Below are 23,973 nucleotides of genomic sequence, written 5' to 3' on the forward strand. Positions count from 1 at the left end.
CGTATGCCAGCCAGGGAACGCTACCCGCACCTGCCTAAAGCGGTTGAATACGCCCATATTGGTTGGGATTTTTTTATTCTGACGCTGGTGGTGATTAACCTCGCGCTGCTGCTGTTTGATTCGCTGTTTCTAATCGGCCCTATTAACCAGGGCATCGCCAACCTCACGCCCGGTTTTCACACCTTCTACGATGACGTGATTCATAGCCGTTTCATCACCATCGACTTGGTATTTGTCAGCTTTTTTATCGCCGATGTACTGCTGGGCTGGTCAATCGCGATTGCCGAGCGGCGCTACCACCGCTGGTTCTTTTACCCCTTCGTGCACTGGTATGACGTCCTAGGCTGTATACCCTTGGCGGGCTTCCGCCTACTGCGTATTTTACGCGTCGTCTCGTTAATCAACCGACTGCATCGCCTCGGTTTGGTTGATGTTACCCACTGGTACATCTATCAATCGGCTGCCAAGTATTACGACATTCTGCTTGAGGAACTTTCCGACCGTATCGCTTTGCGACTGTTGGGCAATGTGCAGGAGCAGATCCGCGCCAGCGATTCACTGACCGAGCGGGTCATTGAGCGTGTGATCATGCCGCGCAAGTCTCAGCTGATTAGTGAGATCGCTCAGCGGTTGGAGAGCACTATCGGCAAAGCTTATCAGCACAACCGCCAATCTATTATGGTGGCGATTAGCGATTTAGTTAGCCGTACGCTACGAGAAAGCCCAGAGATTCAGCGCCTTAACCGTCTGCCTATGGGGCAGCAGGCCACCAGCGCGATGGAAGCATCACTTAGCGGTGTTGCCCAGCGGCTAGTTGACGAGCTGCTGCTAGGCATTCATTCGGAGGAGTTTAGGCAGTTAGTGGAGCGCACCGCCGACAGCGGCTTCGACACCTGGCTGACGGTTGACGAAGGCAGCAACCGAGTCACCGAGCAGGTGCTTTACGACGTACTCGAAATGCTTAAAGATCAGGTGCGCCATCAGGGCTGGAAAGACCGCTACGAGTAATTCACAAAGTGGCAGGGGCTAACGGACGCTCGCTTAAACAGGCGGCGACAATACTCAATGCCTGAATCAGCTCGCTGCGATCCGCCGCGGCCCCAATACATAGCCGAATTGCCTGGGGCGCTGGCGTGCTCCCGACACAAAAGGGCTCCGCGCTGCTGACCTTAACGCCTCGTTGAAGTAGCCGATCACACAGCTCTTCGGCCCGGCTCCCCTCTGGCAGCGCAAGCCAAACATTACTGCTGTGCGGTCGCCCGCTTAGGGAAAAATCTTTTAGCCATTCGGCGGCCAACTGTTGGCGCTCCGCGAGCTCCTGGGTTTGCCAGCTAAGTAACTTTTCAGCCGCGGCCTGATTAATCCAGTGGCAGACGACATCGACCATTAGCGGCGGGACCATCCAACTTTGGGCGCGCAAGCCAGTCGCTAACCGCTCGTGCAAGCCCTTGGGCGCACGCAGTACGCCGATTCGCAGCCCTCCCGCCAACACTTTAGCGGTACTAAATACAAACAGCGCGCGCTCTGGTGCAAGCTTGTAAAGAGGTGTGCCACGCTGCTCTGCAGGCAGATACTGAACGCCATCTTCAATCAGCCATATATCGTAGCGCCTCGCCAAGGCTACCAGCCGTTCGCGACGCGATTCGCTTAAACACGCGCCGGTGGGGTTGTTCTGCTCCGGCGTTAGATAAATCGCTCTAGGTGGCTGCCGGGCACACTGCGCCTCAAGCAGATCCATGCGCATTCCGTCACTGTCTTGGCCAATCCCCACCAACTTTAGATGGCCCTGCTGTGCTGCACTGATAGCACCGGGATAGGTCAAGGCATCGGCGGCCAGCAGCTCGCCTGGCCGTAGCAAAGTACTTAGCGCCAGACTAATGCCGTGCTGCCCTCCCTGGGTGATAAGCAGCTCATCGGCCATCAGCGGCATGCCTAAGGTATTTAACCAGCGAGCGAGTACTTCACGGTGTTCACGACGCCCCTGGGCCTGTTGGTAGGTGACACCGCGCGCTAATGCTGCCGCGGATTGACTTAAGGCGAGCAGCGCTTCGCTTAACAGCGTCTGCCGCAACGGGTGCGGCGGCGGCAGGCTAAGGCTTAAATCGATCACTCCGGCCGTTTCGTCAGCGGGAAACGTCAGGCTAAAAGCATGGTCTTGGGTTTGATTCTTCACATAGGTGCCGCTACCCACCCTTGCCGACACCCAGCCATTGCGTTCAGCCTCAGCGTATCCTCGGGTCACCGTGCCGATGGTCACACCCAGCGCATCCGCCAAACGGCGCTGGGGAGGCAATCGCTCCCCGGGCAGTAGCACCCCTGCCTGGATAGCGGCTTCAATGGCGCTGGCAATAGCGCGGTAGCGTGAACCAGAAAACTCAGCGAGCGGAGGCACCCAAATTGTCATGGTGACAATAAAACCTTTGACGTCAATTTAATCCCCATTATGCTAGCAAAAGCGGCAATAAGACAATCTTTCACCCCATAATTGTATGGATACAATAAAATGAATAGCGAATGGTTAATCCTCGGCCCGGCCGCGCTCTATATGCTGTCGATGACGCTTACCCCAGGGCCTAACAACGTTATGCTGACCGCTTCTGGTGCGAACTTCGGCTTTAAGCGCACGCTGCCGCATATGTGGGGGATTTTAGGCGGCTGCTTTCTGCTATTTGCGGGTATTGCGCTGGGTTTGGGCGTGCTGTTTGAGCGCTACCCGACGATTCAAACCGCACTACGCTGGGTAGGCAGCGCGTATTTGCTCTATTTGGCTTGGAAAATTGCCAGCGCCCCACCGCCTAATCTTAAGGCACAGGCTCATAGCGTACCCTTTACGTTTTGGCAGGCAGCGGCGTTTCAGTTCGCCAATCCTAAAGCGTGGGTAATGGGGCTGGCGTTGATGGCGGGGTTTCTACCCGAAAGTGGCCAACCGGTATTTAATGCATTGCTACTTGCAGGCTTTGCGGAGATGGTGGCGTTACCCTGTATTGCGCTATGGGCCGCCTTTGGTAGTGCGATTGGACAGTGGATCAAAACAGATGCTGCATGGCGGGCGTTCAACATCACCATGGGGGTGCTGACCGCCGCCTGCGTCGTGCTAATTTTAGGATGACAATACGTTAGCCGCAGCGAAGCGCTTCTATGCGATCTTGATCATCGAGATGAATATTCAAACGATCCGGGCGGTGATCCATGGTAGCCATATCGCCTGGGCGCAGCACGCGCACCTGTCGAGCACCGCTATCACTTTGTAACTGCGCAACGTTAGCCTCATCGAAAGGCTCTCCGATTGCGGACTGGATAGCGTCTAGATCACAGCTAGCAGCCTGGTCTTCACTGGCGCCGTTCGTTGCTACTGTGGGCGGCGTTGGCGCTGCGTCTACGTCGTCGTTGGCCGGGGAAATCGGCATTTGGGAGCTAACGCAGGCCGTTAGCAGCAGCGCACCAGCGCTAACAGCGGCAAATTTAACCAGCATGATACAGGCTTTCATCCTTGAATCTCCAAAAAGTAGAGTATGGTTAGAGGCTATAAAACCTCACGGGCCAGGCGTTAGCCTGACCCGTGGGATACCACTATCTTTCTACTGAAAGGTTAACTCGCCGCATCCTGGACAGCTTGACCGCCCTCTTCAACATCCTGGCCTGCGCCAGCGATGGTATTGCAACCAGTTAGAACACCCGCTGTCATCAGCAGCATAAAGCTCATGGCCAATAATTTTTTCATTTTCCGTTCTCCTTAACGAGTCATTCAACATTGAGAAACTCCACTGGCAACCTAATTTGCCACTTGGGAGTTTTTTCAGGGTAACAGCGTTTGAGCAATCGCGCTCGCTTTCACTAATTTACTTCGCGGCTGCTATGCTAACAATTATTTAAAGCGCTGTCTGGAGCCTATCTTTTGATCAATTTCGAGCTAGATGAACGCCTTGCCGCCGATACCTTACCCATCGCAGACCTCCCGCTAAGCCGTGCGCTGCTGATGAATGACGCGCGCTACCCCTGGGTGATTTTAGTACCGCGTCAGGCCGCTATCAGCGAAGTGTTTGAGCTTTCTGGCGACGACCAGCAGCAGCTTTGGCGTGAAGCCACTCAGCTAGGTGAAGCAATGAAAACAGCGCTTAAGGGGGACAAAGTCAATATTGCCTCGCTAGGCAACGTGGTTAGCCAACTGCATGTGCATGTTGTGCTTAGACGTCACAGCGATGCGACGTGGCCAGCACCCGTATGGGGCAAAGGCAGCCCCGAGCCTTACGATCTAGATGGTCAGGCGCAGTTACGGGATCAACTGCTGGCACTTATTGATGGGCTTGATGTGTAGACTACTTCTACCCCGTTAATGGGTGGCCTTGCCGAGCAGGTGGCTCATTGAGAACCGGGCCACTGGCAGGCTGTGCGACACCCGCAACGCTAAGAGAAACCCCTAGCACCACAATCAGCGCACCGCCAGCCAGAGCCACCCAGCCGGTAACTTTTTGTACACCGCGCTGGCTGTACTGCTGTTTGGATAAGCGCCGCTGCGCCCAACCACGGGCAAAAATGCTCGCCAGGGCGAGCGCTGACACCGTGATCCCTGTGCCGATCGACATGGCCACTACCGATGCCACGCCCACCTCGAACTGACCCAGCAAGCTGGCCGCCCCCAGCATTAATACCGCTCCACTACAGGGGCGCATACCAATGGCGCCGACCGTCATCATCGCCGTTCGCCAATCTAACGCCTGATGAGGCTCAATATGGTGAGCACCGCCGCAACAGTGGCTGTGCTCATGGCTGTGTTCGTGGTTTGGATTGTGTTCATGGCCAGGGCTGTGCGCATGGGCCGCTCGATCTGGCTGATAGGCTCGCCGCAGTTGCTTGACGGCTCGCCAGCATAGCCAAGCCCCTAACGCCGCCACCAGCAGAAAGCTTGCCTGCTCGACCCAGGCAACGCTGCCCATGGCCTGTCGGGTTATCCAGCCCAGGCCATAAACCAGCACGATGACCAGTGCAATGGCAGTCACGCCTTGCAGTAAGGAGGCTGCAAAAGAGAGCCCCAAGGCGCGCTTTACCGCACCACCGTGAGTGGCTAAGTAGGTCGCCAACACGGCTTTACCGTGCCCCGGACCGGCAGCATGAAAGACGCCATAGGCAAAGCTAACGCCTAATAGGCTCACCCAGGTCGCCATGGTGGGAGTGCGCGACAGTTCGGTAATCGCCAGCGTTAGCGAACGGTGCAAATCACGCTGCCAACCAAGTAGCTGATAGCTCACGCTCTGAATCCCGCCCTGCCAAACGATGATCAGCACTGCTGTGACTAGCAGCAGACCCACCATTAAACCTAACTGGCGTCTAAAGGGCCGTGTTAAGTACATCTAACCGCTCCATTGCGAAAATGGTTATAATGTAACATGGCCATAAAATAAACCAGCACTGCCTGGTTTCGAACAGCGCCTAGCGACAGTCAACTTGACCGGTCTCGGAAAAATAGCGCCCCAAGCCTGGCTCACCACTTTCATCCTTATCGAGCAATGCCGCTTGCATCACCAGCTCAGGATCGGGGTCAGCGGGAAGAATAGACAGCTCACAGGCAGGCTCACCGTGGAGTATCAGCGCATCATCCCGGGGTTGGCCATCCTCCTCTTCATGCACAACTTCGATGTAGTAGGTGGGATCAAACACTTGGTAACTAAGCATGGCATCTGTCAGCGGCTGGGGCGTTTCCAGCGGCAGGATAAACATAAAGATAAGCCGACCATCGCGTTCCATGGCGGTATATTCGCTTACCTCGCCCAATGCCTGGCGCTCACCGTTAATACTTACTTCGGTTAAGTAGTGCTGCGCGGCAAGATTATCGCGAATCTCTTTGCCTAGCTGATCAAGCCCTTCTTCAAGGCTGGCGTTTTCAACCTGCTGCAGCTCTTCAAAAACGACCAGGCTGTAAAAAGGATCCATCCGCCAAGTTTGATGGAGGCCGCTCACCATGCCCTGATCGTCGGTGATGACCCGCACACTCAGGTCGATCCAGCCGTGGGGGTGGGCTCGCGCATCGGGGCTGGCCACAAAGCTACTCATGCCCACGAAAAAAGCGACTGCAGTACCCGCCCACTTCATGGTGCGACACCTAGCTTATTCTGCAAGGCGACAAGCCAAGGGTCGAGCAAATAGGGCGGCAGAGGTTGATTACCCCTCAAGGCCGACACGAGCACGCGGCTACCGCCAACCTCTTCACTTACCTGCAATTGCAGCCGATATCCCGGCCAGCGGGCAAGAGAGGCTTCTGCGCGGCCCAGAGCAATATCCGCATGGCGCACTACATAGCCCTGCTCAACCATTAAATCTACCGCTTCTCGAAACGTCTCCTCGTATGGCGTTGCGTAAACCAATTCTCGAGGTTCCAAAGGAGTGGTGGTGGCACAGCCGACCAATCCGCCCAACAGCGACATCAATAGCCAGTGTCGAAGGTTCATAGTGACCTCCCATCGGCGGGCAAGCTCTGCTCGAAAGTGGCTTGAAAGCGCCGACAAAAATCGTCATTGCTGGCACTGTACGATTCACGTAAGTCACCCAAATGATCGAAGCGCCGGATATCTCGGGATATGCGTATATGAGCGTCATTCACAAACAACGAAACGCGCTCCACTTCTATCGGCTGCTGCCCTATTCCGCCACCAAAACCTACCCCGCCAAATCCTATGCTCGAACCACCCCCAATGCCCAAGCCACCAAAAATACTCATTCCTCTCCCATAGCCATAGGCATTATCGTAAGGGTCATAATAGCCGTGCAGTTCACGCTCACGACTGGCGCTAATTAAACCCAAAGAGGTATCGGTAGAGGTAAGGGTAAACCCCCACTCGGTCAGGATATCTACGCTGGTTTCAAGCGCTCGTTCATCCGCTGAAGGAAAGTAACACGCGGCGGAAGGTGCTGGCTCTGCTTGGGGCAAACGATCTGGGGTCACTTGGCAGCCAGCAAGCGCCAGCAGGCAGGTTAAGCTTATGGGTATCGACTTCATGTTAGATCCTCTAACGGCCGAGGCCGCTGGTTTGGCGCAGGCTAGCGCGCTAAGCTCGCCAAAGGTGGCCATACTTAACTGTCACTGTAGTAAAGACACTGTAGTGAAGACACTGTTTTGCGGAGATCGTGCTAATGAATGTTTTGCTTTGCCCCGACAGTTTCAAAGATGCGCTGAGCGCCCAAGACGCCGCGGCCTCCATGGCGCGGGGAGTGCTGCGTGCCTCACCAGAGGCACACGTTCAGGTATGCCCTTTAGCTGACGGTGGCGAAGGCAGTTTAGATGCACTCATCGCCGCCACTGGCGCCGAACGACGCCAACTAAATGTTCAAGATGCCCTGGGGCGCCCCCGCCAAGCAGCCTGGGGCTGGTTGAGCGACCAGCGTACCGCGTTTATTGAACTGGCAGAAGCCAGCGGATTACAGCACCTCGAGGCCGATGAGCGCAATGCGCTGCACACCTCTACCTTTGGGGTGGGTGAACTACTGCTAGCGGCGCTGGAGCAAGGCGCTGAAAAAGCGCTTTTGCTGCTGGGTGGCAGCGCTACCAATGACGGTGGGGCAGGCATGCTGCAGGCCCTGGGCGCACGCTTTTTGGACCAAAACAACGAATCGCTGCCCCCTGGCGGCGCGGCGCTGAGCCAACTGGCTAGTTTAGAACTCGATGGGCTAGACCCACGGTTAGCCAAGCTCACCCTCGAAGCCGCCGTTGATGTGGATAACCCCCTGCTCGGCGAGCGCGGTGCCAGCGCAATATTTGGCCCGCAAAAAGGCGCCTCACCGGAAGAAGTCGAGCAGTTGGATCGTGCGCTTGGCCACTTTGCTGACATCAGCGCACAGGCATTAGGCGATGATTACCGAACGCTGCCGGGCGCAGGGGCAGCAGGCGGCATGGGGTTTGCAGCCAAGGCATTTTTAAAGGCCACCCTGAAACCCGGCATTGAAATGATAATGCAGCAGGCCGACATGGCGACGCTCTTAGCCCGCGCCGATCTAGTCATTACTGGCGAAGGCCGTTTGGATGGGCAGAGCTTGGCGGGTAAAACACCCATTGGCGTCTCCCGTGCCGCCAAGCGTCTTCACAAACCTGTCATTGTGCTGGCAGGCAGCCTGGGCGATGGCTGGCAAGCCTGTTTTGACGAAGGCGTCACGGCGGCATTTGCATTAGCCGATGGACCCATGACCTTAACCGACGCGCTACCGCGCACCGCTGAACTGCTGGAAGCACGCTGTGAAAACCTGCTCCGGCTTTGGGCAGCAGCAGAGGCAGGTTAAGCAGCGTTTTGCTGACGGGCCTTGAAAAGAGCCCTCAGCGCCAGCATTTAGACTGTAATCAAAGGGTAACGACATGCATCCAATGTCGTAGCGCTATGGAAGCGATGCAAAAAACTTGTTTTGCACTGCACCGAAGACACTCTATTCTGGAAAAACGCATTAACCGCCGCCTACTGTGGCATAACCATTGCGGCATAAAGAGGGAGCAGGATATGACTGACACCAACAGCATTGGCCTACACGAAGGTAGCGCTAGTCAACTCGCCGAAAAGCTCAACCACCTGCTGGCCAATTACCAAATTTTCTACATGAACGTGCGCGGCTACCACTGGAATGTACGCGGTAGCGACTTTTTTGAACTGCACGCCAAGTTTGAAGAGTTTTACACCGACCTGCTGACCAAAGTGGACGAAGTTGCCGAGCGCATCCTGACCCTGGGTCATAAGCCGGTACACGCCTACAGCGACTATGTAACGCTGTCACGTATTCAAGAAGATAAAGACGTTCACGATGGCACCACCTGCGTTAAAGGCGTGCTTAAAGGGTACCAAACGATCATTGAGCTTCAGCGTGAACTGCTGGCGCTCGCTTCTGACGCCGACGATGAAGGCACCGCCGCGCAGGCCGGTGACTACATTCGCGAGCAGGAAAAAACCATCTGGATGCTCAACGCTTATTTAAGCAAGTAAGCGTCATTTTTTGATGTAAAAACGGCACCGTTTAGGTGCCGTTTTTTTATGCGCGTCAGCTAGGATTCAAGGACGAGTGCTGGTCGGCAAGATCTTCGATCAGCGCCCGCAGCATCTCCCAAAACTCCTCAACCGATGCAAGCTCCACCCGCTCATCCGGCGAGTGGGCGCCGCGAATCAGCGGGCCAAAGGAGATCATATCCAAATGCGGGTACTTGCTGCCTAAAATGCCACACTCGAGCCCGGCATGAATCACCTTCACCTCCGGCTCGCGACCCAGCAGCGCCGCATGTCGAACTTTGAAGCTCGCCAAAAGCTCGCCGTTCGGATTGGGCGCCCAACCTGGGTAGCTGTTCTCCACTTTTACCCGCGCGCCAATCAACTCAAATAGCGCTTTAAAGCGATCCGCCATAGCGACCACCGCACTATCGTGCAGTGAGCGTACCAGCGCGCAGAGGTGCAGCCGCCCATTCTCCAGACTTAGCACGCCCAGGTTATTGGAAGTTTCCACCACGCCAGGCACATCGGCGCTCATCCGCTCGACGCCGCAAGGGGCCGCATGAAGCGCTGCCAGCAGCATCACACTGGCGTCCAGAGTTAATGGCTCCGCCTCGGGCGCCGCAGCCAAACGCTGGGCGCTGATGCAAAGGCCGCTATCACCACTGCCTAATTCTCTTAACAGAATCGTTTCCAGCCCCGCGATAGCTACCAAGGCGGCATCTACTTCGTCGGCGGGCACCACCACTTGGGCAAAGGCTTCCCTGGGGATCGCATTGCGCAAGGTGCCGCCGTGGTAGCTAATCAAGCGCGCATCAAACGCCTCAAGAGAACGCAGCACTCTGACCAACAATCGGTTAGCGTTACCCAGCGGCTTATGGATATCCATGCCGGAGTGGCCGCCCTTCAAGCCGGTTAAGGCGATCTCAATGACCCGCTCGTGGTCTCCGGCGGCGGCACTGGGCAGCTGGGCATCGACTTCAACGTCGGCTCCGCCCGCGCAGCCAATATAGACCTGCCCGCGATCTTCGCTGTCCAGGTTGAGTAGCAGCGAGCCTTCGAGCCAGTTCTCAGCCAGGTTTAGCGCGCCACCCATGGAGGTCTCTTCTTCCAAGGTGAATAGTGCTTCCAACGGCCCGTGGCGTAGGTCGGCATCTTCCAGCACGGCGAGAATCGCGGCCACGCCCAAGCCGTTGTCAGCGCCCAAGGTGGTGCCATCGGCGTGCAGCCAGCCGTCGGCTACATAGGTAGTGATCGGGTCGCGGGTAAAGTCGTGGGCGTGATCGCTATTGGCCTGGGCCACCATGTCCAGATGGCCCTGGAGCACCACGCCGGGTGCCTGTTCGCAGCCGGGAGAAGCTGGTTTACGAAGGCGTAAATTACCGAAGTCATCGCGGTCATGGGCGAGCCCTTGGGCATCGGCCCAGCTTTCGATGATAGCAACCAGGGCCGCCTCATGCCCAGAGGGGCGCGGCGTATTACACAGCGTTCGAAAGTGGCGCCAAACCAAGGCGGGTTCAAGCGCGTCAAGATGTGCGTTCATTAAAGACTCTTCGTTATCGGTAACCGACCTACTTTACCTCAATGAGGCTATAGACAGCGAGGCGTAGGGCTTTCACTGCGTCACTATGAGCATCCGCTAGAGCAATATTTTGAAACGCCCAAGCGGCTAACTGTTGATGCGCCTGCTGTTGCGGCACTGATAAAGCGCGGAGGCTGGCTTTACGGGCCAAGGCTTGCAGAGCCGGGCGGGCAAGAGCGGGATCGCGGTGAGCCGTGGCCACATCCTCGATATCCTGCCGCTCGCGGACGCTTAGCGTAATGCTTGGCATTTGACCGAGCAGCAATACGAGCACCGCGGCAGACAGCGCCTTCAGTTCAAAGGCTAGCAGGCCTGGGAGTGCTGCCTGGAAGCGCTCACTAAGATCAGCAAGCAGCGCCTCGCCTTCTGGATTCAGCGCTTTGGCCACCATGACAGCGAACTCACCGGTGGATGTCTCCCGGGTAATCCCTAAGCGTACCGGCGTAAAACCCAGCGCCAGCCAAAAGCGTAGCAGTGATGCCTCGGCGCCGAAGGTCGCACCATAAAGCACAATCCCCTGCTGCTTGGCGGCGACCATATCCTCTTGCACTAGCGTTCTCGCCAAGCCTTGGCGACGCCGTTCGGGGTGAGTCGCGATACGCACCACCCGCCGCCAGCGGGCAGTCAGCGCCGCGCGGCTACCGGCGTGGGTCGCCAGCGACTGCGCCAACAGATGCCCCTGGGGGCGACGCTCACCGCGGGCGACCTGGTCGGCAAGGACTGCCTCAAAGCCGCCCTCTTCACGGGTGACCAACACCGCTTGAGGCTCACTAGCTTGCTCAATCATGCGTAACTGGGTGCCTGGGCCGTCAAGCAGTTGGCGCAGGTCGTTGGGAGAAGTGCGGTAGTGCGACTGAACCAGCAGACCAAACAGCTTCTCCAATGCAGCGTCTTGCTGGGCAAGCCAAGCGCGATCAAGCACTTTGGTTGCCACGGCGCCACCATCAGGCTGAGCAAGTGGAAGCGGTGCTTTTAACAACAGCAGCTGATTGGTCATCGCTTCCAGTGGGTCGCCGCTACGCCAGCGAATGGGCGCGTTAAGCGTTAGCGCTTTCCACTGGGGCGTCAGCCGATCAAGGGTCGTGCGAAAGCGCAAGGCGAACCCTCGTCCGGACCCCTCATAGCCGTGCACCGTTGTGGCGAAAGCAATACGCGGAAAAGCGGCGAGCCACTGGCCCAGCAGTGCAGCGGAAATCGCCGCCGCCTCATCGACCATTAAATAGCTGCCATCACCGCCCTGCTGCCCAGTATTGATCTGCTCGGTTAAGCAATCTGGGGGTAAAAAAACCAGCTCGCTGCCCTGGGCCAGCACAAACTGGCCTGGGGCCACCCGTCGGCCATCCGGGCAGAGCGCCGCTACCCGTTCGAACACGCTCTCCACCGCACTCAGCCGCGGCGCGGTGAGCACTACACGTTGAGTTTTGTCCGTTAGCAGCCGTGCGCAGGCAATACCTAGCGCGGCGCTTTTGCCACGCCCTCGATCGGCGGTTATTACCAGTGGGCGACGTCGCTTTAGGCCAACCAGTTGCTTCACCGCGTAGGCTTGATCTGAGGTGAGGCAATCGCTGTCCCCACTTCCAATATCGTCTACCTTGCGCAAAGGCAAGCGAGGCAGGTGCAGCGTCTGGTCAGCGCGCCAGCGCACTACCTCAGGCGACACATGCAACTGACGCGCTAAGCGCGCCAAAAAGTGGCAGCTCAGATCGGACCAGTGCCAGGGGTGGTCAGCACAACGAGCGTAATCGGGATCCGGCGTCTCTCCCCATGGCTGTGGGGTGAGCAGTACCAGTAAGCCACCGGCGGTGATCGTTCCTGCCAGTGCCCCGAACGCTTCGGGATCAAACCCAGCGCCATGGGTGTCGAGCACGACCAGCTGGTGCTCTGCGCCCAGGCGCGTGCGTGCCTTGCGCGGAGAAAGGTGTTCGTCTCCCACCCATAACGGCGCACTCCAGGCGTGGGCTTGCCACAAAGCCTGCGCAATGGACTGGCACTGCTCGGCATCACCGCTTAGCCACACCAGCTGGCGCCAGCGGCGGCGGGCTAGACGCTGTGCATGATGGACTAACGCGGCCACCCTTCGCGTTTGCCGTTTGTTCTCTGGTACATGGGCATTTAACAAATGATTTCCTATTCCAACGTGACTACTGACCATCACGTTACCCTTTTAAGTGTGTCAGCGTGCTGGTGAAAGTCTTATAGCGAGCCTGATGGTTACAACTTTGGTTGAACAATTTAACTGCTTTCAACGTTTTTGCGCTATTCCACACCTCACCTTAACGCTCAATAATTATATAAGAATTTGTTTTTATTAACCTTATCCGGATGTCTATAAAAACCCTGACTGAAAACTCTTACATTACTGATATTGCACCGCAGCGGGGTTGATGTGCTAATTTAGCTCTGAAGCGTTGAAATCCTTGTTTACGTAAACGTAAGCTAGCAGCGCAGCACTTTCCTGACTTCAGGTAACCAACACTAATAACGCCACACGCCCAACCAGGAAATACATCATGAAAAAAATGACCAAATTCGCCCTCACCGGCCTGGCTGCCGGTATTGCCTTCGCTACCTTAACGACCACCGCACAAGCACAAGAAGAGTGGACTATGACCACTACCTGGCCGGAAAACCTTGATCTAATCAAGATTGACCAGCACTGGGTAGAACTGGTCAATAAACTGGCGGGCGAAGAGCTACAAATCAATTTCCGCGCAGGCGGCACACTAATGCCCGGCACCGAAGTATTTGACGCAACTGAAACAGGCAGCATTGAAGCCGCGGGTGACTGGCCCGGCTATTGGGCAGGCTTGAACCCCGCCTTCTCGCCGCTAGCTACCACGACAAGCCTGTTTAATGGCGTTGACTACCTCAACTGGATTCAGCAGTGGGGCGGCCGCGAGCTGTACGAAGAGATCTATGGTCAGTTCAACATGGTCTATCTCCCCTACGGCATTACCAACAACGAGTCCGGCTTTATGGGCCGCACCCCGATTGAAAGCATTGCTGACCTAGACGGCAAGCGTCTGCGTCTTTCAGGTCGCGACCAGGGCCGTGTGCTTGAAGAGCTGGGCGGCTCCCAGGTCACCCTGGCGGGCGGTGAAGTCTACCAAGCCATTGAGCGTGGCGTTATCGATGCAGGTGAGTTCTCGACCCCTGGCGTTGACTTTAACGCCGGTTTTGCCGAAGTGGCTGACTACTGGGCAACGCCAGGTTGGCACCAGTCGGCCAGCGTATTCGGGGTCATGATCAATAAAGATGCCTGGGACGCCCTCTCAGAAGAGACCCAAGAGACCCTGCGTATTGCCGCTGATGCCACCATGGCGTGGTCACTCGCTTGGTCTGAGCGCCAGTCCACCGAAGCCACGCAGAAGTTCATTGATGCGGGTGTCACGATCAACCAATTTTCTGAAGAGGACTTGGCGCGCATTCAGGAAGTCACCAACGAAGTGATTCTGCGCGGTGCTTGTGAAGCCCCCGACCACGCCAAGGTCTACCAATCGATGATTGCCTACCTTGAGCACTACGCGACTTGGCGCGACGTTTCCGCTCCTTTCAATATGAGTCGCGTAATGGATAACCTACCCTCACTGGAAGAGATCGAAGCCTGCCTGTAAGGCGCTTCTGTGCCGCCTCGGTTTTACCGGGGCGGTTTTTTTGTGCTGACCGCGGAGATCTTCCATGAATGCGATTGCCAAGGCGATCGATGCCATCAATGAAGCCTTTGGGCGAATTATCGCCCCATTGATTGCCATCATCACCCTGATTGTTCTTTTCGACATTGCGTCACGCTTTCTGTTTGGACGCCCCAGCGATTGGGCCTTTGACGTGACCAAAATGCTGTTTGGCGCTCACTTCATGCTAATGGCGGCCTATGGGCTCAAACACCACGCCCACGTGGAAGTCGATGTGCTAAAGCGCTTGTTATCGCGCAGGAAGCAAGCTGCGCTTGAAGTGCTCGGCTACTTAGTTTTCTTTGTCCCCTTTATCTGGATGCTAATCACCCTGGGCTGGAGCTTCTTTGAACGCGCTTGGAGCCGAGGTGAAACCACCTATGGCATGGTCTCGATCCCGGTCTACCCGATTAAAGGCGTGATTGTGGTCGCCGCTATCCTGATTCTGCTGCAGGCAGTTGCCATTGTGCTACGTGCCATCATGCAGCTTCGCGAGGAGACATCAGCATGAATCTAAGTCCTGAAATGCTCACGCTGGTGATGTTTGGCGGCCTGATGGTGGGGTTGTTTATGGGTCACCCGCTGGCGTTTGTGCTCGGCGGCGTAGCGGTTATCGGCGCCTTTCTTGGCCCGGGCGAGCGCATCCTCGGCACCCTGATCAACAATATTTTCGGTAACGCCATGGACAACTATGTTCTGGTGGCGATACCGCTGTTCATTTTGATGGCAAGGTTCTTAAACGATTCGGGCGTTACCGAGAAAATGTTTGACGCCATGCGCTTACTACTGGCGAACCTGCGCGGCGGCCTCGCACTTACCGTGGTCATCGTGTCGGTGCTGCTAGCCGCCACTACCGGTATTGTTGGCGCCTCCATTGCGGTGATGGGCATGATTGCCCTGGTACCGATGCTCAAGTACGGCTACAACAAAGAGCTTAGCGCCGGGGTTATTATGGCGAGCGGCTGCCTGGGTATCTTGATTCCGCCCAGCATCATGTTGATTCTGATGGCTAGCTACTCGCCGGTATCCGTGGGCGCATTATTTGCGGGCGCATTGATTCCCGGCCTGTTGTTAGGGGTCATGTATGCGCTCTACGTATTGATCATCTGCTACCTCAAGCCCCACTACGGCCCCAAAGTGCCGGCGGAGGAACGCGCCGAAGTCAGCACGAAACAGCTATTGATAATGCTGGGTAAATACGTGGTTCCACCCATGTCGTTGATTCTGGGTGTACTAGGTGCACTGTTTACCGGTATCGCCACCGCCACTGAAGCCTCCGCCATCGGCGTGTTTATCGCGTTCATTTTGTTTTTGATTTTCGGTGATCGCAAAATAAGCACCTGCTTCTGGACGATGATAGAAGCGGGTAAAACCACCACCATGGTCATGCTGGTGCTGGTCGGCGCCACTGCCTTTACTGGCGTGTTCTCGCGCGGCGGCGGTATGACAGTGATCAGCGATTTGGTACTGGCCATGCCTGGCGGCACGGTGGGTGCGCTAATCCTAATGCTATTCCTGGTGTTCGTTCTTGGTATGTTCCTGGACTGGACCGGCATTGTTCTGCTGAGCTTTCCGATCATGCTGCCTATCGTCGAAACCATGGGCGTCGATATGCTGTGGTTCGTGGTGATGGTAGCGGTGGTACTGCAGACATCCTTCTTGACCCCGCCCTTTGGCTATGCGCTGTTCTACTTGAAAGGCGTTGCACCGCCTGGGGTAGAAATCGTCGACCTTTACAAAGCGGTAGTGCCCTTCGTCGCGTTGATCCTACTCGCGTGTACGCTGATGGCGTTCTTCCCGTGGTTGATTACAGGCCTGCCTAGAATGATGTTAGGCGGTTACTAGGCCGTGCCACCTTAAAGTGTAACGTTCAACCATTATGAGCCCGCTTCGGCGGGCTTTTTTTGCGTTTACGACGGGTCTGCAAAGCTGCAGTAGGACAGCGCCAATGCTACTATTCACGCCCGCCAGTGATTCGCATTAGATGTTTACTGCGCTACTTTCCGGCTTTCCTCTACTGCTTTCCGTCAATGCAAGGAGTGTTCGCTTGTTCAGATACAGCTATCGCGGGCTATCCGCCGCCGCCTCTTCGCTTGGCCGTCGTGCCAGCCCCTGGTCGATAGCCTTGATCGTGGTGGCATTCGTGGTTGCCCTGCCAGTACTGGTCGTGTTTGCCCATATCGCGATGCCTACCGATGGCGTTTGGCAGCACTTGGCCAGCACCGTACTGGGTCGCTATTTGAACAACACCTTTTGGCTTGTCTTAACCGTAGGGCTCGGCACCCTCATCATTGGCACCGGGACGGCATGGCTGGTCGTCATGTGCCGATTTCCCGGCAAGCGGCTATTCGAGTGGGCGCTACTGCTGCCGCTGGCAGTACCCACCTACGTCATTGCCTACGCCTATACTGATTTTCTGCAGTTTGCCGGGCCGTTACAAAGCCTGCTGCGCGAGACGTTTGGCTGGGGGTATGGCGACTACTACTTTCCCAATATTCGCTCCCTTGGTGGCGCCGCGATAGTGATTACCCTGGTGCTCTATCCCTACGTCTACCTGCTGGCCCGCGCCTCGTTTTTAGAACAGTCGGTTTGCGTGTTGGATGTGGGCCGCACCCTCGGCCGCGGCCCCTGGAAACTGTTTGCCAGCGTCGCTGTACCGCTTGCACGCCCGGCGCTGGTAGGCGGGGTATCGTTGGTTCTGATGGAGACGCTTAACGAGTTTGGCGCGGTACAGTTCTTCGGCGTGGATACCTTTACCACCGGTATCTACCGCACCTGGTTTGGCATGGGTGAGCAGGTGGCGGCAGCGCAATTAGCGGCGTGCCTGCTCACCTTCGTGATTGTATTAGTGCTGCTAGAGCGCTGGTCGCGGGGCAAGCGCCGCTACTTTCATACCACCAATCGCTACCAGCAGTTGCCCGAATACACGCTGCACGGCTGGCGAGCCGCGGCAGCGACACTGGCTTGTTTGGTCCCGGTGCTGGTGGGCTTTTTACTGCCCAGCGGTATTCTACTCAATCTAGCCCTGCAAGGGGGCGATTCACTCTGGGGCTCGCGCTTTATTGGCTACGCCTGGAACAGCCTGGGGCTGGCAACAGTGGCCGCCCTGATCGCCGTGGGCTTGGCCGTCGTGCTGAGCTATGGCGTACGTATGCACGATACGGCGTTTGCGCGGGTGGCTTCTCGGGTTGCCTCCATGGGCTACGCGATTCCGGGCTCAGTAGTCGCGGTGGGTATTCTGATTCCGTTTGCCTGGTTGGATAACGCCCTCAACACCTGGCTGAATAATCACTATGGCTACATTGTTGGCCTAGTCTTCAGTGGGTCGGCGTTTATCTTGCTATACGCTTACGTCGTGCGTTTTCTAGCCGTCTCGTTCAATGCCGTTGAGGCGAGTTTAGGCAAAGTGACGCCGAGCATGGATGCCGCTTCGCGCACCCTGGGTCAAACGGCGGGGGGCACGCTGCGCCACATTCATACACCGATGATGCGTAGCAGCCTGTTAGCGGCGGGAATTTTAGTCTTCGTTGATGTGATGAAAGAGCTGCCTGCGACGATTATTCTGCGCCCCTTCAACTTCGACACCCTGGCCGTCCGAGCGCATAACCTAGCCTCTGATGAACGGCTGGCCGAGGCCTCCACCTCGTCGCTAGCGATTGTAGTGGTGGGCATCCTGCCGGTGATTCTGCTTAGCATGGCCATGCGCCGCTCACGCCCCGGCGCTAAGTCCTGACTAACTCCTAGGACGAAAGCGGGAAAACAAATACCTGTGAAAGGTCGAGGTGAATATCCACCGGCTGCCCCTCAGCGGGTAAAAACACCCCAGGTACGCGGGCGTGCAGGTGGGCCTCAAGACCGTTTTCACCATGGGCACACAGATGCAGAAGGCTGGTGCGGCCCAGCAGCTTCGCCATTACCACATGGCTATGGCGATGCTCATCCGCAGGCAGATCACGCTCAACTATTCGCAGCGCCTCTGGGCGAATCATCACCTGAGCGTCGCTGCCTTCCGCTAGCCCACCGGCAGGCACCCGCCCCACTGGCGTGTTCACCGCGCCATTATGCACTTTCCCCTGCAGCTCATTAACATCACCAAAAAAGGTCACGACAAAGGGGTCTTGAGGGGCGCAGTAAAGCTCCCGCGGCGTACCCGTTTGCACGATCCGGCCATCCCGCATTAGCGCGATGCGATCCGCCATGAACATGGCTTCTTCAGGGTCGTGGGTCACCAGCAGCGTCGCCGCGCCGACTTTTTTGAGCACGTGCAGCGTATCGTCGCGGATACGATCACGCAGACGCGCATCCAGGCTTGAGAACGGTTCATCCAACAACATTAAGCGCGGCGAAGGTGCCAGCGCCCGTGCCAAGGCCACACGCTGCTGCTGCCCACCTGAGAGCATGTGCGGGTAAACATCGATATACGCGGCCATACCCAACTGCTCAAGCAGTTGGGCCGCACGCTCCCGACGCTCGCGAGACGCTAAATGTTTAAGACCGAAGGTGACATTTTCCAAAACGGTTAAGTGGGGGAAAAGTGCCGAGTCTTGAAACGCCAGCCCAACATTGCGCTTTTCCGGCGGCACGTGGCGCTGCCCCTGACCTGCAATATAGATATCTTCTAAGGAAACGCTGCCTTCTTGCAGCACTTCAAGGCCCGCAGCGATACGCAGTAGCGTTGTTTTGCCACAACCAGAGGGGCCCAACAGGCAAACCACCTCGCCTGGAGCAACGCTTAAATCCACACCTTTTACCACCGTATGGCCATCGTAAGCATGCCGTACGTTGTGCAGTGTTAACGCCGATGAGCCGGGCGCTACCTCAGCAGCCCTTCTTTCAGTTACCTTTAGCGTCGCTGTCATAAATCACCGCTATGAATTAGCACTGTCTGATTAGTAGTGTCTGAATAGCACTTTCCAGGTGAGCAAACCGCACCTCTAAAAGCCTAAACGCGGATTGAGTACATTTGTAAGTTGTTTGCATTCTATTTTTTATTGGCCGGTTATGCACGTACCACCTTTTGGGTAGGCAATTACTCTTGACGCAAGGCATACGAAACGCTTCAATAACAATGTTAATAATGTAACTTATTATCATTCAATAAATAAGGATGTACTTGATGAAAACCGTACGCTTTGTTGCTCCGATGGCAGCGATGATGGTGGGCGCTACGTTTGCCGGTCAGGTGGTGGCAGACGAGCTCAACCTTTACTCCGCACGCCACTACGACACTGACGAACGTCTTTACGATGCGTTCACCGAAGAGACCGGCATCGAAGTTAACATCCTTGAAGGTGACTCAGACCAGCTGATTGAGCGTATTCAGCGTGAAGGCGTGGCTAGCCCTGCAGACATCATGCTGACCGTCGATGCAGGCCGTCTATGGCGCGCCGAAGATGAAGGCATCTTCCAGAGCGTCGAGTCGGACGTTCTCAACGAGCGCCTGCCTGAAGCCATGCGCCACCCTGACGGCCTGTGGTTCGGCTTTAGTCAGCGCGCCCGGGTTATTTTCTATAATCGCGAAAACTTCGATCCAAGCCAGATCTCTAGCTACGAAGATCTTGCCGATCCACAGTTTGAAGGCAAGGTGTGCATCCGCTCTTCCAACAATATTTATAACCAGTCACTGCTGGCCGCAATGATCGAGCACCACGGTGAAGAGGGTGCCGAAGAGTGGGCCCAGGGCGTGGTCAATAACATGGCGCGCGACCCCGAAGGCGGTGACACCGACCAAATTCTCGGCGTTGCCAGCGGCGAGTGCGACATCGCAGTGGCTAACCACTACTACTATGTTCGCCTGCTAAAATCCGACGACGACGCCGAGCGTGAAGCGGCCCGTAAAGTGGGTATTATTTTTCCCAATCAGGATGACCGCGGCACCCACGTTAACGTTGGCGGCGCCGGTGTAGTAGAAGGCGCACCTAACCGCGACAACGCCGTACGCTTCCTTGAATACCTGGCCTCAGACACTGCCCAGGAAATCTTTGCCTCCGGCAACAATGAGTTCCCGGTGGTTGAGGGCATCAAGAAAGACCCCGTGCTGGAATCCTGGGGCAACTTCAAAACGGATGAAGTGAACATCAGCGTGCTGGGTGAGAACAACCCTGAAGCGATCCGCATTTTTGATCGTGTCGGCTGGCGTTAAGCCCCAGTCCGCTTTAAGGAAAAATACTTAGCAATTGCTAAAAACACCCGCAGCCAGGCCGCGGGTGTTTTTTATTATAGTGCTACAGTTGCTGGCACAGGCGGGGAGCTCTTTAGACGGCCATCTTCCTGCATATAAAGGCTACGCACTTGGTTGGCAGGCAGTTCCAGGGGCACATGGCTTACAATAACCACTATCCCGCCCCCGGCACGGCGCACAAGACTGGCTACCACATGGCGCCGGGTCATCGCGTCCAACCCGGCAAACGGCTCGTCAAGCAGCAGAATGGGCCGCCGTGACAGCAGCACGCGCGCTAATGCAATACGCCGCGCCTGCCCACCGGAAACGGCAGTGCCATACTCGCCCAAAGGCGTCTGTAGGCCTTGAGGTAACCCTTGAGCCCAAGCGCCCAGAGCCAAATCATCAAGAACGCTCCACAGCTCACTCTCACTGGCATAACGATCACCCAGACGTAGGTTTTCCGCCAGACTCATGTCAAACAAATCCCACTGCTGGGGCAGGTAGCCGACGGCATTGTGCATTGACCACTGCTCAATGGGATGGCCGTTAAGACAACACTGCCCGGACAGCGGCAGCAACTCACCGGCTAGTACCTGCAACAAAGTCGATTTGCCACACCCCGAGGGGCCATGCAAACAGAGTATTTCCCCGCTTTTCAACGCCAGGCTGATACGCTGCGGCCCCACCAGTGCACCGGGCAGGCGCGCGGTTAATTGGCTGACATTTAGATGCCAGGTTAGCGGTGTGGCTTCAGCCTTCTCAATGGTGGTTTGCGCCCTTGGCAGCCCTTCCACCAAGGCATTGAGGCGGTTCCGTGCGGCAAGGCTCGCGCCCAAGGCAAGAAAACTATGCGTCAGTGGTGACAACATTTCCCCTAATGCCAGGATCGACAAGACGGCGGCTAACAGCATTGGCACCGTCAAATGGCTGGCCGCTAACAGCGCTTCGGCCTGCCATAGCACACTAACGATGGCACCTCCCAGCGCCACCTGCTGTAACGCGGTGGTCAGGCTCGCAAGTAGTTGCTGGCGTTCCTGATGCGCCAGATAGTCTGCGTCCCGTTTTTTTACTCGCTGGGCCATCTCTTGCCATCGCCCCCACAGCACTAATGAGGTAATAGCGGCCAAGGGCTCAATCAGCGCCACCCGACGACGCTCAGCAAGGTCGGCCCCCTGACGTGCCTGATCGATACCACGCCATAACGCCAATAACGGCAACCCTAGCCAAGCTAACAGCACTCCCGGCAAAGCAGCCCACATCAGCGTGCCACTCAGCCAGTAGAGTCCTGCCATAACCACCACTACCATTAGCCCGGCCCAGCCCCAGGGCAGCAACGCCCGCAAGACCACCTGATCAAGCTGGTCTATATCGGTCACAAGGCGATGCATAGCGTTAGCCGTACCGTGGTGAGAAGGACTGGAAGCGTTCTGCAATAACGGTTTTTTCCCCAGTGCCATGAACAATCGGCAACGCAGATCATTCAGCAATCCTAGCGCTGCATCATGGGAGGCCAAGCGCTCACCGTAGCGCCCGGCTGTGCGTACAATGGCACACAGACGAATCAGCGCTGCGGGGCGAAAATAGTCGAACCCGAAGGCGGTCGCCGTCACCGTGCCGGCAACCGCCGCCGCGGTAATAAACCAACCCGAGATAGCTAGCAAGCCAATGACAGCTAGCAGCGTGGCGGCGCCTAGCAAGAACGCCAGTGACCACCCGCCGCGACGCAGCAACAGCAAATCACGCAGCCGGACAGTGGGAGGTTGTTCTGCAGAGGGTGTCTTGTTTAGCAGCATGCGACGGCCTCTTTCGATGACAACTCAATTTGCCGATCGACCCACTCCAACCCCGCCGACTCGTGACTGACAATAATCACGCTGCGCCCGCGGCTAAGCTTGCCGATCAATGCATTGAGTTGCCAAGCGGCCTCCGGATCAAGATGGGCCGTGGGCTCATCGAATAGCCATAGCGCTGCGTCGCGAAGCAGCAACTGCGCCAACCCCAAACGTTGTAGCTGGCCACCGGAGAGACCCTGTCCGCGCTCGCCCAACGACGTGGCAAGCCCATTGCCACGAAGCAGAATCGACCACAGGCCGACCAGAGTCAGAACCTCAATGAGCTCTTCGTCCGTTTTATCCGGGGCCGCCAAGCGCAAGTTCTCTGCAATGCTGCCGGACTGGATCGGCGGTTGCTGACTCAGGTAGCCAAGCTGGCATTGCCAAGCGTCTCGGGGCCACTCACTCAGTTCGCATCCCTTAGCCTTCAGACTGCCCTGATAGGCAATAAAACCCAACAATGCCTGCAAAAAGCTCGACTTTCCCACTCCGCTTTCCCCTTGCACCAACAGTCGCTCGCCTGCTGCCAGCGTCAGGTTAAGCGGTGCCAGCCGTAAACGACCACCCTCACCCATGACACTCAGCGCGCGGCACTCTAACGCGAACGACCCGACGCTGACGGCGGCCGGATATAGCGATGCCCCTTGAGGCTGCCAGGTGTCGGCTTTGAGCAGCGGCGCCAATGCCTGCATGGCGCCCACAGCCTCTGCCCGGGCATGGTAGTCGGTACCCAATTGGCGAAGCGGCGCATAGAATTCTGGCGCCAGCAGTAAAATAAACAGCGCCCCCTGGTAGGGTACCGGCACCTCTGCTTTCGCCCAGGGCAACAGGCCAAGCAGCCCTAAGCCGAGATAAAGCGCCACCAAGGCAATCGCCAGCGCGGCAAAAAACTCCAATACCGCGCTGGATAGAAAGGCAAGCCTTAGAACCCGCATGGTACGCCCACGGTAAGCATCACTCGCCTGGGCGACCTGGGTCTCTGCCTGGTCCGTTGCGCCCATGCGTTGCAGCGTGGCCATCCCCCGAACCAGGTCGAGGAAGCGGCCTCCCATACGCGCTAACGCCGTGAACTGCTGTTGACTAGCCCCCGCTGCAGCACGCCCGACAAGAATCATGAACAGCGGCACCAACGGCGCGGTCATTAGCATCAATCCAGCCGCCAACGGACTATGTAGCGCTACCACCGCGGCTATCAGGCATGGCACCAGTACCGCGAGCAGACGCTGTACCCAATAGCGGCTAATGTAGCCGTCCAGGGCGTCCACCTGCTCCAGCACTTGGGTGGCCAAGGCACCATCACTGCCAAATTGGCGCCTAATTGGCCCCAATCGCCCAAGCTGCTCAAGTAACTGGCTGCGTAACGAATCTCGGGCACGCAGGCTGGCCTGCCGAGACAGCCGCTCACGGCCAGCGTGTAGGAAAGGGCGTAGCACCATACAAATGGCCAGTCCTGCTAGCAAAACCGGCGAGGGAGCCTGAGACGCCCCACCCTGCCAAAACAGCAACCAATGATGGAAAAGTTTGGCCAGCAGCCAACACTGGGCAATCAGCAGCACCACGCCGCTCATCGCCAGCAGCGCGGCGCCACGCAACCGCCAGCGTTGAGCGGCGAGGCAGCGGTTTAGCAACTGCCTCGCGTCATTGGCTTCAGTCGCTCCGCTCATGCTCGGATTCGCCTTCATAGCCATTCACTTCAAGCCACATGGCGTTAAGAATGCTGACGGTGGCCGCCAGCGTGACACCCAAAATCCAGGCGAAATACCACATACGATCC

The 23,973-nt window shown here is 56.9% G+C and carries 23 protein-coding genes; 10 read left to right on the forward strand and 13 right to left on the reverse strand.

Features of this window, described 5'->3' with window-relative positions; all coding sequences use genetic code 11:
- Positions 1–3: 3 nt before the first annotated feature.
- Entirely contained in the window at positions 4–1,008 is a 1,005-nt protein-coding gene (locus tag QEN58_RS15675; RefSeq protein WP_280104538.1) for an ion transporter, read from the forward strand.
- 1 nt (position 1,009) lies between these two features.
- Here QEN58_RS15675 and QEN58_RS15680 read toward each other — a convergent pair whose 3' ends face one another.
- Complete coding sequence (locus tag QEN58_RS15680) at positions 1,010–2,404, reverse strand: aminotransferase-like domain-containing protein (protein ID WP_280104539.1); 1,395 nt, start codon at positions 2,402–2,404, stop codon at positions 1,010–1,012.
- Between the two features lie 99 nt (positions 2,405–2,503).
- On the opposite strand from QEN58_RS15680, the gene QEN58_RS15685 reads away from it, so the two are divergent.
- A complete protein-coding gene (locus QEN58_RS15685; RefSeq protein ID WP_280104540.1) occupies positions 2,504–3,109 on the forward strand; it encodes a LysE family translocator in 606 nt (201 codons plus the stop codon).
- Between the two features lie 7 nt (positions 3,110–3,116).
- On the opposite strand, the gene QEN58_RS15690 is transcribed toward QEN58_RS15685, so the two are convergent.
- Together QEN58_RS15690 and QEN58_RS15695 are read right to left on the reverse strand one after the other, a co-directional pair.
- On the reverse strand, positions 3,117–3,473 hold the full coding sequence (locus QEN58_RS15690; RefSeq protein ID WP_280104541.1) for an I78 family peptidase inhibitor: 357 nt from the start codon (positions 3,471–3,473) through the stop codon (positions 3,117–3,119).
- Positions 3,474–3,589: 116 nt separating this feature from the next.
- Entirely contained in the window at positions 3,590–3,721 is a 132-nt protein-coding gene (locus QEN58_RS15695; RefSeq protein ID WP_226250697.1) for an entericidin A/B family lipoprotein, read from the reverse strand.
- Between the two features lie 174 nt (positions 3,722–3,895).
- On the opposite strand from QEN58_RS15695, the gene QEN58_RS15700 reads away from it, so the two are divergent.
- Positions 3,896–4,315: an HIT domain-containing protein gene (locus QEN58_RS15700; RefSeq protein WP_280104542.1), complete on the forward strand. Its 420-nt coding sequence runs from the start codon at positions 3,896–3,898 to the stop codon at positions 4,313–4,315.
- A gap of 7 nt (positions 4,316–4,322) precedes the next feature.
- On the opposite strand, the gene QEN58_RS15705 is transcribed toward QEN58_RS15700, so the two are convergent.
- The 4 genes from QEN58_RS15705 to QEN58_RS15720 all read right to left on the reverse strand — a co-directional run bounded on the left by QEN58_RS15705 (position 4,323) and on the right by QEN58_RS15720 (position 6,991).
- Entirely contained in the window at positions 4,323–5,348 is a 1,026-nt protein-coding gene (locus QEN58_RS15705; RefSeq protein WP_280104543.1) for a nickel/cobalt transporter, read from the reverse strand.
- 79 nt (positions 5,349–5,427) lie between these two features.
- Positions 5,428–6,087 carry a DUF1007 family protein gene (locus QEN58_RS15710; RefSeq protein WP_280104544.1) on the reverse strand — a complete coding sequence of 220 codons (660 nt, stop codon included), beginning with the start codon at positions 6,085–6,087 and terminating at the stop codon, positions 5,428–5,430.
- Positions 6,084–6,443, reverse strand: coding sequence for a hypothetical protein (locus QEN58_RS15715; RefSeq protein WP_280104545.1), 360 nt, complete (start codon positions 6,441–6,443; stop codon positions 6,084–6,086). The genes QEN58_RS15710 and QEN58_RS15715 overlap by 4 nt, the downstream gene beginning before the upstream one ends.
- Entirely contained in the window at positions 6,440–6,991 is a 552-nt protein-coding gene (locus tag QEN58_RS15720; RefSeq protein ID WP_280104546.1) for a hypothetical protein, read from the reverse strand. The genes QEN58_RS15715 and QEN58_RS15720 overlap by 4 nt, the downstream gene beginning before the upstream one ends.
- A gap of 134 nt (positions 6,992–7,125) precedes the next feature.
- Here QEN58_RS15720 and QEN58_RS15725 point away from each other — a divergent pair, with 134 nt between their 5' ends.
- The gene (locus QEN58_RS15725; protein ID WP_280104547.1) at positions 7,126–8,265 is read left to right on the forward strand and encodes a glycerate kinase; all 1,140 of its coding nucleotides are present in this window, start codon (positions 7,126–7,128) and stop codon (positions 8,263–8,265) included.
- 212 nt (positions 8,266–8,477) lie between these two features.
- On the forward strand, positions 8,478–8,954 hold the full coding sequence (locus QEN58_RS15730; protein WP_027958621.1) for a Dps family protein: 477 nt from the start codon (positions 8,478–8,480) through the stop codon (positions 8,952–8,954).
- Positions 8,955–9,009: 55 nt separating this feature from the next.
- Here QEN58_RS15730 and QEN58_RS15735 read toward each other — a convergent pair whose 3' ends face one another.
- Both QEN58_RS15735 and QEN58_RS15740 read right to left on the reverse strand, forming a co-directional pair.
- Positions 9,010–10,494 (reverse strand): aminoacyl-histidine dipeptidase, encoded by a 1,485-nt coding sequence (locus QEN58_RS15735; protein WP_280104548.1) that lies wholly within the window; start codon positions 10,492–10,494, stop codon positions 9,010–9,012.
- Between the two features lie 28 nt (positions 10,495–10,522).
- Positions 10,523–12,685, reverse strand: a complete 2,163-nt coding sequence (locus tag QEN58_RS15740) for a tRNA(Met) cytidine acetyltransferase TmcA (RefSeq protein ID WP_280104549.1) — start codon at positions 12,683–12,685, stop codon at positions 10,523–10,525.
- Positions 12,686–13,043: 358 nt separating this feature from the next.
- On the opposite strand from QEN58_RS15740, the gene dctP reads away from it, so the two are divergent.
- From dctP to QEN58_RS15760, 4 genes are all read left to right on the forward strand, one after another.
- The gene (gene dctP, locus QEN58_RS15745) at positions 13,044–14,147 is read left to right on the forward strand and encodes a TRAP transporter substrate-binding protein DctP (RefSeq protein ID WP_280104550.1); all 1,104 of its coding nucleotides are present in this window, start codon (positions 13,044–13,046) and stop codon (positions 14,145–14,147) included.
- 64 nt (positions 14,148–14,211) lie between these two features.
- The gene (locus QEN58_RS15750) at positions 14,212–14,715 is read left to right on the forward strand and encodes a TRAP transporter small permease subunit (RefSeq protein WP_280104551.1); all 504 of its coding nucleotides are present in this window, start codon (positions 14,212–14,214) and stop codon (positions 14,713–14,715) included.
- On the forward strand, positions 14,712–16,049 hold the full coding sequence (locus QEN58_RS15755) for a TRAP transporter large permease (RefSeq protein WP_280104552.1): 1,338 nt from the start codon (positions 14,712–14,714) through the stop codon (positions 16,047–16,049). The genes QEN58_RS15750 and QEN58_RS15755 overlap by 4 nt, the downstream gene beginning before the upstream one ends.
- Positions 16,050–16,251: 202 nt before the next feature.
- The gene (locus QEN58_RS15760) at positions 16,252–17,937 is read left to right on the forward strand and encodes an ABC transporter permease (RefSeq protein ID WP_280104553.1); all 1,686 of its coding nucleotides are present in this window, start codon (positions 16,252–16,254) and stop codon (positions 17,935–17,937) included.
- Between the two features lie 7 nt (positions 17,938–17,944).
- Here the strand turns inward: QEN58_RS15760 and QEN58_RS15765 are convergent, their stop codons facing one another.
- Entirely contained in the window at positions 17,945–19,063 is a 1,119-nt protein-coding gene (locus QEN58_RS15765) for an ABC transporter ATP-binding protein (protein ID WP_280104554.1), read from the reverse strand.
- A gap of 257 nt (positions 19,064–19,320) precedes the next feature.
- On the opposite strand from QEN58_RS15765, the gene QEN58_RS15770 reads away from it, so the two are divergent.
- Positions 19,321–20,346, forward strand: a complete 1,026-nt coding sequence (locus QEN58_RS15770; protein ID WP_280104555.1) for a Fe(3+) ABC transporter substrate-binding protein — start codon at positions 19,321–19,323, stop codon at positions 20,344–20,346.
- A gap of 74 nt (positions 20,347–20,420) precedes the next feature.
- Here the strand turns inward: QEN58_RS15770 and cydC are convergent, their stop codons facing one another.
- From cydC to cydX, 3 genes are read right to left on the reverse strand one after another with little or no spacing between them, the layout of a single operon-like run.
- Positions 20,421–22,160, reverse strand: a complete 1,740-nt coding sequence (gene cydC, locus QEN58_RS15775) for a thiol reductant ABC exporter subunit CydC (RefSeq protein ID WP_280104556.1) — start codon at positions 22,158–22,160, stop codon at positions 20,421–20,423.
- Positions 22,151–23,863 carry a thiol reductant ABC exporter subunit CydD gene (gene cydD, locus QEN58_RS15780; protein WP_280104557.1) on the reverse strand — a complete coding sequence of 571 codons (1,713 nt, stop codon included), beginning with the start codon at positions 23,861–23,863 and terminating at the stop codon, positions 22,151–22,153. The genes cydC and cydD overlap by 10 nt, the downstream gene beginning before the upstream one ends.
- Positions 23,847–23,966, reverse strand: a complete 120-nt coding sequence (cydX, locus tag QEN58_RS15785) for a cytochrome bd-I oxidase subunit CydX (protein WP_051052215.1) — start codon at positions 23,964–23,966, stop codon at positions 23,847–23,849. Before cydX ends, cydD begins: the two co-directional genes overlap by 17 nt.
- Between the last annotated feature and the right edge of the window lie 7 nt (positions 23,967–23,973).

The sequence above is a fragment of the Halomonas alkaliantarctica genome, from assembly GCF_029854215.1.
In the GTDB taxonomy this organism is placed as follows: domain Bacteria; phylum Pseudomonadota; class Gammaproteobacteria; order Pseudomonadales; family Halomonadaceae; genus Vreelandella; species Vreelandella alkaliantarctica_A.